The 2,485-nt window shown below is 65.5% G+C and carries 3 protein-coding genes and 1 tRNA gene; 2 read left to right on the top strand and 2 right to left on the bottom strand.

Going from position 1 to position 2,485, the window contains the following annotated elements; genetic code table 11:
* Window positions 1-386 precede the first annotated feature (386 nt).
* Window positions 387-476, bottom strand: a tRNA-Ser gene (locus AC5JJ6_RS08920).
* A gap of 148 nt (window positions 477-624) precedes the next feature.
* On the opposite strand from AC5JJ6_RS08920, the gene AC5JJ6_RS08915 reads away from it, so the two are divergent.
* Window positions 625-948 carry a hypothetical protein gene (locus AC5JJ6_RS08915; protein ID WP_496041694.1) on the top strand — a complete coding sequence of 108 codons (324 nt, stop codon included), beginning with the start codon at window positions 625-627 and terminating at the stop codon, window positions 946-948.
* Here AC5JJ6_RS08915 and AC5JJ6_RS08910 read toward each other — a convergent pair.
* Entirely contained in the window at window positions 935-1,720 is a 786-nt protein-coding gene (locus AC5JJ6_RS08910; RefSeq protein WP_496041693.1) for an alpha/beta hydrolase, read from the bottom strand. The two genes, AC5JJ6_RS08915 and AC5JJ6_RS08910, sit on opposite strands and share 14 nt — an antisense overlap.
* 13 nt (window positions 1,721-1,733) lie before the next feature.
* Between AC5JJ6_RS08910 and AC5JJ6_RS08905 the strand changes: the two genes are divergently transcribed.
* Window positions 1,734-2,485 (top strand): glycosyltransferase family 4 protein (locus AC5JJ6_RS08905; RefSeq protein WP_496041692.1); only part of this gene is annotated, 752 nt, incomplete at its 3' end.

The raw sequence follows: 2,485 nt of genomic DNA, 5'->3' as shown, positions 1-2,485 counted from the left end.
GATGACGCAATGAAGATGCCGGACTGGAGGACGGCGATAAGCGGACATAGATCAGCCAGAGAGCCGCAGAACAGGGGGCCGGCTGGCAAGGGCAGGCTAATTCGATCAACCGGTAGGTGATTGTTCGACGGCAGATTCTTTCGCAGGGCGGCCGATCTTCCAACCCGTCGCCCATTGACTGAGCCCCAAGATCCTGTTTTTGCTCGTTTTTTGAAACGGGTACCGATCTGCGGCAGTCAACAGGTCCGGAGAAAACGGTGCAAGGGAGAACGCCGGCGGCGGACACGGGCGATCGGCCGGTCAACAGGTCGACGCGTCAAACCGCGCAGTTGCTGGGGATTTTAGGGGGCTGATCCGGGACTGGAGAATGTTCGTCCCGTAGAAGATGGCGGAGGGAGCGGGATTCGAACCCGCGATACCATTTCTGGTATACACACTTTCCAGGCGTGCGCCTTCAACCACTCGGCCACCCCTCCATCAAGGCCGCGGAAAATAGGGGAGAGCGGAGGAGGATTCAAGTGCTTCGTTCACGTCGGCTCCCAGGAAAGTGATAAAGGCGTGCATTGCGCGGATCGGGGGGCCGCAGCATGTTCCTGGAGAGAGCCGATTTCCCGTGAGGTGTTCGTGGTTTTTCTGAGAGTTACCGGCGGTATCCTGCTGTTGGCGGGGATAGCGGCGCTTGGGTTCGACCTGTGGCAATACGTCCAATCCGCTGGTCAGGAATTGGGCCAATCAACCGGCCAGGGCTTCCATCTGGCCGCCGCCGGGGAGCTTTGGTACCGGCTCAGCCCCGGCACGCTGAACCTGACCCAGGCGGTGACGCAACGCTATGTCCTGCCGGAGCTGTGGGACCCCGTGCTGCTCACCGTCCTGCTGTGGCCTGCCTTCCTCGTGCTGGCGGTGCCAGGGCTGATTCTCTTTGCGCTGGGATCGCTCAGGCGGCGCTGATATCGGCGGCTCCGGCGCCGTCCAGCAACTCAGCGACGGTGCGGCAAAGCAGCGCGATGTCCTGCTCGCGCGACAGGCGGTGGTCGCCGTCCTTGACCAGGGTGATCCGCACGTCCTCGCCCGCCAGACGCTCGGCGATGCGCTGGCTGGTCCGCCAGGGCACGTCGGCGTCGCGCATCCCGTGCAGCAGGCGCACCGGGCAGGTCAGCGGGATGGTCTGGCGCAGCAGCAGGTGCTTGCGGCCGTCCTCGATCAGATGGCGGGTGTAAGGATAGGGCTCGCCGTAGTCGGACGGCTGCATCAGGACGCCCGTTTCCATCAGGGTCGTGCGGTCGGTCTCGTCCAGGGTGGACCAGATCAGGTCCTCGGTGAAATCGGGGGCCGCCGCGATGCCGACCAGTCCCGCCACGCGGTCGGGCCGCGCCAGCGCCGTCAGGAGCATCATCCAGCCGCCCATGGAGGAGCCGACGACGATCTGCGGCCCGGATGTGGTCTGGTCGAATATCGCCAGCGCATCCTGCGACCACAGGCCGATGCCGCCGTCCTCGAACCGGCCGCTGGACACGCCATGGCCCTGGTAGTCGAAGCGGACGAAGGCCGTGCCGCGCGCCCGGCAGAGTTCTTCCAGCGCCACCGCCTTGGTGCCGGTCATGTCCGATTTGAACCCACCCATGAAGATGACGCCGGGAGTGCTTCCTTCCGTGCGCCGATAGGCTATGGTGGCGCCATCGCGCACCAGGGTATTTTCCTGTGAATTCGTCTGATTGAACATGTCGAAAGATTCCATGAACGGGGCACAGAACACTACCACGGCTGACCGCATCGGCAACCCGCAGGCAGATGGGGAACCGGCAGGCGCCACAGCAAAAGGCCGCCCCGTCGTCCTCCAGGTGCTGCCGGCATTGGTCACCGGCGGCGCGGAGCGCGGCGCCATCGACATGGCCGCGGCCCTGCATCAGGCGGGCGGAACGCCCCTGGTGGCATCGGCCGGCGGTCCCATGGCGCGGGAGCTGGAGCGCTGGCGCGTCCCCCACTTCACGCTGCCGCTGGAGAGCAAGAACCCGGCGGTCATGCTCCGCAACGTCGACCGTCTCAGCCGGATCATCCGGGAGCACGACGTCGATATCGTCCATGCCCGCAGCCGGGCGCCGGCCTGGAGCGCCCTTGGCGCCGCGCGCCGCACCGGCGTTCCGTTCATGACCACCTTCCACGCGCCGTATAACTTCGACGGCAAGCTGAAGAGGTTCTACAACTCCGTCATGGCAAAGGGCGACCGGGTGATCGCGATCTCGGAGTTCATCCGCGACCACATCCTCGCCAGCTACGAGATCGACCCGGCGCGCATCCGCGTCATCCATCGCGGGATCGACATCAACAACTTCTCGCCCGACCGGGTCAGCCCGGAACGGGTGATCCAGCTTGCCAAGGCGTGGCGGCTGCCGGACGGTCACAAGGTCGTCATGCTGCCGGGCCGGCTGACGCGCTGGAAGGGCCAGACAGTGCTGATCGACGCGCTCGCCAAGCTGGGCCGCCGGGA

The organism is Skermanella sp. (assembly GCF_059503625.1).
Note: the sequence above shows the minus strand (reverse complement) of the source record. Positions and strands in the feature narration are given on the sequence as shown.

What these genes read in the sequence shown, in the direction of transcription:
- AC5JJ6_RS08910 (WP_496041693.1), bottom strand. Translation starts at nt 1,720, where the DNA reads ATGTTCAATCAGACGAATTCACAGGAAAATACCCTGGTGCGCGATGGC.